At 74.5% G+C, this 6,643-nt stretch carries 6 protein-coding genes; all 6 read left to right on the forward strand.

Features of this window, described 5'->3' with window-relative positions; translation table 11 throughout:
* The first annotated feature begins 178 nt into the window (after positions 1-178).
* Positions 179-922, forward strand: coding sequence for a sigma-70 family RNA polymerase sigma factor (locus tag ACZ52R_RS35195; protein ID WP_396287756.1), 744 nt, complete (start codon positions 179-181; stop codon positions 920-922).
* A complete protein-coding gene (gene rsrA, locus ACZ52R_RS35200) occupies positions 919-1,344 on the forward strand; it encodes a mycothiol system anti-sigma-R factor (protein WP_465617530.1) in 426 nt (141 codons plus the stop codon). The genes ACZ52R_RS35195 and rsrA overlap by 4 nt, the downstream gene beginning before the upstream one ends.
* Positions 1,345-1,680: 336 nt before the next feature.
* Positions 1,681-3,111, forward strand: a complete 1,431-nt coding sequence (locus ACZ52R_RS35205) for an HD-GYP domain-containing protein (protein ID WP_465754822.1) — start codon at positions 1,681-1,683, stop codon at positions 3,109-3,111.
* 86 nt (positions 3,112-3,197) lie between these two features.
* Positions 3,198-4,475: an HD-GYP domain-containing protein gene (locus ACZ52R_RS35210; RefSeq protein WP_465617534.1), complete on the forward strand. Its 1,278-nt coding sequence runs from the start codon at positions 3,198-3,200 to the stop codon at positions 4,473-4,475.
* A 369-nt stretch (positions 4,476-4,844) separates the two neighbouring features.
* On the forward strand, positions 4,845-5,837 hold the full coding sequence (locus tag ACZ52R_RS35215; protein WP_360505667.1) for a tetratricopeptide repeat protein: 993 nt from the start codon (positions 4,845-4,847) through the stop codon (positions 5,835-5,837).
* A 42-nt stretch (positions 5,838-5,879) separates the two neighbouring features.
* The gene (gene def / locus ACZ52R_RS35220; protein WP_396287753.1) at positions 5,880-6,533 is read left to right on the forward strand and encodes a peptide deformylase; all 654 of its coding nucleotides are present in this window, start codon (positions 5,880-5,882) and stop codon (positions 6,531-6,533) included.
* Positions 6,534-6,643: the final 110 nt, after the last annotated feature.

A 6,643-nucleotide genomic window follows, 5' to 3' on the forward strand; every position in this document is an offset into this window, starting at 1 on the left:
GTGAGAGGCAGGGCAGATGGGTTCGATCGCGTGCCCCGAACGGCCTGAGGAGCGCGAGGCCACCACGGCGTTCGTCCCCTCCTGGTCGGAGTGGATTGACGCGGGCGAGAAGCCCGTCAGCCCGATATCCTCCATTTCTGGGCGGCCCGCTGTGGGCCGTGGCCGTCATGCCGAGGAGGTGGGTCCGGTCGTCGGGACCGAGCACGAGGCCGAGCCGGGCGGTGGCCCGGAGGAGGTCCGGCCTGCGGGCGAGGCGCTCACCGGTGAGGAGCTGGCCGAGGCGATCGGTGAGGACACCTACCGGGTGTCGGCGGAGGAGAGCGAGCAGGCCCGGCGGGAGCGCTTCGAGCGCGACGCCCTGGGCTACCTGGATCCGATGTACTCGGCGGCGCTGCGCATGACGCGCAACCCGGCCGACGCGGAGGACCTGCTCCAGGAGGCGTTCGCCAAGGCGTACGCGTCCTTCCACCAGTTCCGCGAGGGCACGAACCTCAAGGCCTGGCTGTACCGCATCCTCACCAACACGTTCATCAACTCGTACCGCAAGAAGCAGCGGGAGCCCCAGCGCACCGCGGCGGAGGAGATCGAGGACTGGCAGCTGGCCAGGGCCGAGTCGCACATGTCGACCGGTCTGCGCTCGGCGGAGACCCAGGCGCTCGACCACCTCCCCGACAGCGATGTGAAGGACGCGCTCCAGGCCATCCCGGAGGAATTCCGGATCGCCGTCTATCTCGCGGACGTAGAAGGCTTTGCGTACAAGGAGATCGCGGACATCATGGGTACTCCCATCGGTACGGTGATGTCCCGACTGCACCGCGGCCGCCGTCAGCTGCGCGGCATGCTGGAGGATTACGCCCGTGAGCGCGGGCTGGTCCCGGCCGGCAGCGGGGCAGGGCAGGAAGCGAAGGGCTCGGGCTCATGAGCTGCGGCGATCCGCACGACACCGAGTGTGGCGAGGTCCTCGACCACCTCTATGAATTCCTCGACAACGAGATGGCCGAGGGCGACTGCGCCAAGTTGCGCGTGCACTTCGAGGAGTGCTCGCCCTGCCTGAAGCAGTACGGGCTGGAACAGGCGATCAAGGCGCTGATCAAGCGTTCCTGCGGGTGCGACGACACCCCGGCCGACCTGCGCAGCAAGGTGCTCGCCAGGATCGACTCGATCCGGGCCGGGCAGCGCTCGGGCGAGCCGGTGGTGGTCGCGGCGGAGAGCGCCGTCGAGGTGCACGTCGAGTCCGCCCGGCCGGCGCCCAGGCCGACGCCGAAGGCGGCGCAGGGCGGGGCCGGCGAGGAGCCGGCCGGGCGCCCCGGCGCGCCCGTCGAGGCGGGCGCCCCGGCGGAGTGACCGGCCGTCACGCCGTCCGGGCGGTCACCGGCCGAGCGCGGTAGTCAGCGAGTTCGGTCATCAGGGAGTTCAGCGGCCCCGGGAGCGTGCGCTCCCGGGGCCGCTCCCGTTCTGCTCGCATGCGCCGTCACTCGTACGGGTGAGTTGGCGGTGCGCCAACTGCGCCATTGCGCGACCATGCGTCCCCGCGCCCGGACGGCGGCCTATCCTCCTGACGGACGCTCACCGTCGGTTCGCCCGGCGCGCTGAGGCAACACGGGCCCGGACGGCGGGGAGGCCGAGATCGCTACCGACAGTGGAGGCGCGACCCTGCCGCCGGGTGCGGCGCGCTACCTGGTGGCCGTCCCGGTGGCGGCACTGTGCTGCCTGGTGCCGCTGCTGCCCGCCGGGGCCACCCCGGGGGTGCCGCGCTGGCTCGGCGAACCGGTGGACTGGCCCAAGGTCGGCCTGCTGGCCTTCCTGCACGGCTGCTGGGAGTCACTGGCCCAGGGCCTGCCGACGCCCTGCCTGGTGCTGGTGCGCCGACTGCTGCGCCGCCCGGCACTGCCCGGGCGGGTGCCCGCCCGACCGGGGGCGAACGCCTTCTTCCCGGTGCTGTTCGCCGGGGTCCTGATGCTCCCTCCGGCCGCCGCCGCCCTGGTCGCCGCCCCGGCCGCGCTGCTCGGCGGCCCGAGCGGGCCCGGCTGCCGAGGGCGGCAGCTGTTCAACGGCTCCCAGCTCGCGCTGTGCGCCTTCACCTCCTCGGTCGTGTTCCACCTGCTGTGCGGCCCGCAGCTGCTGCTGGGCTCCCGCTTCCCGGCCGCGCTGCTGCCCGGCTTCGCCGCCGTCGCCGCGTTCTGCCTGGTCAACGGCGTGGTGGTGGGCGTGATGGTGATGCTCAGCGAGGGCCGCGGGGCCGGGGTGCTGCTGCGCGGGGCCTGCTCGGTGTGCGGACTGCCGGTGCTGGTGCACGCGGCCGGCGGGCTGATGGTCGCGGTGCTGTGGCAGGGCCCGTACGGCGCGTTCGCGGCGCTGCTGGCGCTGCTGCCGCTGTCCATCTCCGCCTGGGTGTTCGCCCAGGGCCAGCGTGAGCAGGACGCCCACCAGGCCACCGTGCAGTCGCTGGTGCAGGCCGTGGAGATCAAGGACGCGTACACCCGCGGGCACAGCGAACGGGTCGGCCGGGCCTCGGTGCTGATCGCCACTCAGCTCGGCATGGAGGCCGAGCGGCTGCGCACCCTGCGCTTCTCGGGGATCCTGCACGACGTCGGCAAGCTCGGGGTGGCCACCGAGCTGCTGCGCAGAAACGGTCCCCTCAGCGAGGCGGAGCGCCGGGCCGTGGAGATCCACCCGGTGTACGGGTACGAGCTGGTGCGCGGGATCGACTTCCTCGGCGAGGCGCACGCCGGGATCCTGCACCACCACGAGCGGATGGACGGCCGCGGCTACCCGAGCGGGCTGGCCGGCGAGCAGATCCCCGAGTTCGCCCGGATCATCTCGGTCGCCGACGCCTTCGACTCGATGACCTCCACCCGCTCCTACCGGCGCGGCCGCCCGGTCGCCGAGGCGGTGGCCGAGCTGGAACGCTGCTCGGGCAGCCAGTTCGACCCGGTGATGGTGCGGGCGCTGATCGACGCGCTGGCCGTGCACGACTGGCAGCCCGTGGTGCACTCCGAGGACTGCGTGCGGGCCGTCCCGGACATCCCGCTCGGGGTGCCCGAACCCGTTCGGGCGGCTCCCTCCCGGGTGCCGTCCCAGGGCGGCGTCCCCGCGGCCGGGCAGTCGTGACGGCGCCCGGGCGCGCGGTCCTCGGCCGCAGGGCCCGCGGCCGGACGCTCCCCGGCCGGACGGCGTGCGGGCCCACCGCCCGTGCCGTGCACGTGGCCGCCGCCGCGCTGCTGGCGCTCGCGCTGGGCGCGGTCGCGGTGCGCGGGGTCGCGGAGCCCAGGGTCGCGCTGGCGTTCATCGTGCTGATCGCGCTCGGCGAATGCGTCCGCATCACCCTTCCGGGGGATCGCGAACAGGCGCCCATCGGCGCGGCCGGCGCGCTGGCCTACGCGCTGCTCGGGCCGCTGCGCGGAGTGCCGACCGCGCACGGGACGCTCCAGGTGGTCGCGGCGACCGGCGTCGGCCTGCTGCTGGCCTGGCTGCCCGGGCTCGCCCTGTCGCACCACCCCGACCGCCCGCACCGCCGCCCGCCCTGGGCCGACCCGGCCCGTCGCGACAGCGCCGCCCGTCGGCTGCTCGCCGTCGGCTTCGCGGCCGCCGTCTTCCAGCCGCTGTACAACGGCGGCCTGGTCGACCGCTTCTCGCCCGAGGGCCCGGCGTACGGGGCGTTCCTGACGGCCGTCGCCGCGCTGGCCGCGCTGTGCGACGCGACCCTGGCGGCCCTGCTGCGCCGTTCGGGGGGCGGACTGCGGTTCCCGGCGGCCCTGGAGGACGAGCTGCGCTCGCTGTTCGGCATCGGCTCGGCGATCGTCGCCACCGGCATGCTGGTCAGCCTCGCGGCCGGTGAGGTCGGACTCTGGGCGCTGCCGCTGTTCTGCACCCCGCTGCTGCTCGCCCAGGTGTCCTTCCGGCGCGCCGCGGCGGTGCGGGCCACCACCGGGCAGACCATCGCCAGCCTCGCCCGGGCCACCGAGGTGGCCGGCTACACCCCGCACGGGCACGCGCGCCGGGTCGCGGACACGGCGTGCGCCCTCGGGCGCGAGCTGGGCCTGGGCACCCGCGAGCTCGCCCTGTTGGAGTACGCCGCGCTGATGCACGACGTCGGCCAGCTCTCCCTGGTCGAACCGGTGCCGGACGGTGCCACCGCGGTGCTGCCCTGCGCCGAGCAGCAGCGGATCGCCCGGCTGGGCAGCGAGGTGATCAGCCGCACCGGGGTGCCCCGGCAGGTCGCCGAGCAGGTCGCCCGGCTGGCCGACCCCTGCGCCGGGCCGGCCGGCGGCGAGGGCCCGGTGCCGCTCGCGGCCCGGATCATCCGGGTCGCCAACGCCCACGACGACCTGCTCACCGCGGCCCGCGGCCGGGGCGTCGGCGAGGCGGTCGGGCGGCTGGAGGCGCTGGAGGTGATCCGGCTGGGCCGCGGCCGGGTCTACGACGCCCGGGTGGTGGACGCCCTGGCCCGGGTCGGCGGACAGGCCCGCGGCTGAGGTTCGGAGCTGCAGGTCAGGGCCGGGGTTCGGGGCTGCAGTTCGGGGCTTCGGCTCGGGGCCGCGGGCCGGACGTCGGGGCCGGGGCCCGTGGCCGGGGCGGGCGGGGGAGCGGGGCCGTCGGCCCGGGGTTTTCGGTCCGCCGAACGGGGTCCGCCCCGCCAGGGGTTGAGAGGGCGCGATCGGGCGGGCAGGCTGGGGAGGGGCGGCCCCAACCTCGGCGGTGGGGAGCGCGGGCGGGGGCGAGCGTGGTTGGATGCGGTCGTAGCGTGGAACACCGACCCGGGGCACCGAGCCCCGTACGCCGTCCAAGACGGTACGGGCACGGGTGGCACGGGACTTGAGCGGACGACGACGGCAGGGACGAACGTGAGGATCTTCCACCGGGCACGGCACCGGCCGTCCGCCACCTGGCGGCAGACGACCGACCGGGCCTTCACGCTGATCGGCGACGGCCGCTACGAGGACGCCGGCGCGCTGCTGGTGATGGCCGCCGACCTGGAGCCCTGGCTCTCCGACTCCTGGTTCAACCTCGCCCTCCTGCACAAGTTCCGCCGCGACTGGGAGCAGGCCCGCTCGGCCGGCCTGCGTGCCGTAGCCCTGCTGGACCGCGAACACGGCGCCCCCGACTGGTGGAACCTCGGCATCACCGCCACCGCCCTGCAGGACTGGCCGCTGGCACGCCGCGCCTGGCAGGCGTACGGGCTCAAGCTGCCGGGCGGCCCCGGCGGGCAGCCCGACGGTCCGGTCAGCCTGGACCTCGGCACCACCCCGGTGCGGCTCTCCCCGGACGGCGAGTCCGAGGTGGTCTGGGGCCGGCGCCTGGACCCGGCCCGGATCGAGGTCCTCTCCATCCCGCTGCCCTCCTCCGGCCGCCGCTGGGGCGAGGTGGTGCTGCACGACGGCGCCCCGCACGGCGAGCGGGTCACCGACGGCGTCGCCTACCCCGTGTTCGACGAGATCGAGCTGTGGGCGCCCTCCCCGGTGCCGACCTACGTGGTGCTGCTGCAGGCCGCCACGGCCGGGGACCGTGACGCCCTGGAGCGGCTCGTCGCCGACGCCGGCTACGCCGCCGAGGACTGGACCTCCTCGGTACGGCTGCTCTGCCGCGCCTGCTCGGAGAGCCGGATGGCCTCCGACGACGGGGTCGCCGCCCACCACGACCCGCACGATGACGGCGACGCCGCCCACCCCGGCCACCTCAGCCACCTCAGCCAGGGCGGCGCGGCCGGGATGTCCTGGCTGGTCGAGCGCGAGTGCGGGATCGCCGCCCCCGCCCACCTGGTGCGGGTGCTGCTGGACCGCTGGGTCACCGGCTCCCCGGGAACCCGGGCTTACCGGGATCTCGAAGAAGTCTGCTGAGTACCCTGGTGAGGTACGTGTAGACCTATGGAAGCGGAAGACATGGCGGACCAGGCCGAGCAGCACGACCACTCGCACGAGCACGAGCACGACGTGGAGGGGGCGGCGCCCGAGGCTCCCGTGAAGGTGGTCGGCGAGGAGCCCGACCTCGGCAGGGGCACCGCCCGTCCGATCACCGTCGTCGGCAACCCCGTCCTGCACCGCGAGGTCAAGGACGTCACCGCTTTCGACGACGAGCTCTCCGCGCTCATCGACGACATGTTCCAGTCCATGTACGCCGCCGAGGGCGTCGGCCTCGCCGCCAACCAGATCGGCGTGGACCTCAAGGTCTTCGTCTACGACTGCCCGGACGACGAGGGCGTGCGCCACATCGGCCACGTGATCAACCCGACGCTCGAGGAGTACCCGGCCGACCGCCGGCGCCTCCTCGACGACGGCAACGAGGGCTGCCTGTCCGTCCCCACCGCCTACGCCGAGCTGCCGCGCCCGGACTACGCGGCCGTGACCGGCGTCGACAAGGACGGCAAGCCGATCCGCGTCGAGGGCACCGGCTTCTTCGCCCGCTGCCTGCAGCACGAGACCGACCACCTGTACGGCACCCTCTACATCGACAAGCTGTCCAAGCGCGACCGCAAGGACGCCCTGAAGCAGATGGCCGAGGGCACGGCGAAGTACGCGACCGTGCCGAACGCCTGACGGCGGAGCGGCTGTCGGCCTTCGGCGTTCCCGGCCGACGATGTCACGTTCTCCCGCCCCGTCCGGTCCATTCCTCGGAAGTGACCGAACGGAAGGGGAACCGTCATGAA

This window comes from Kitasatospora sp. NPDC034023 (genome assembly GCF_055575795.1).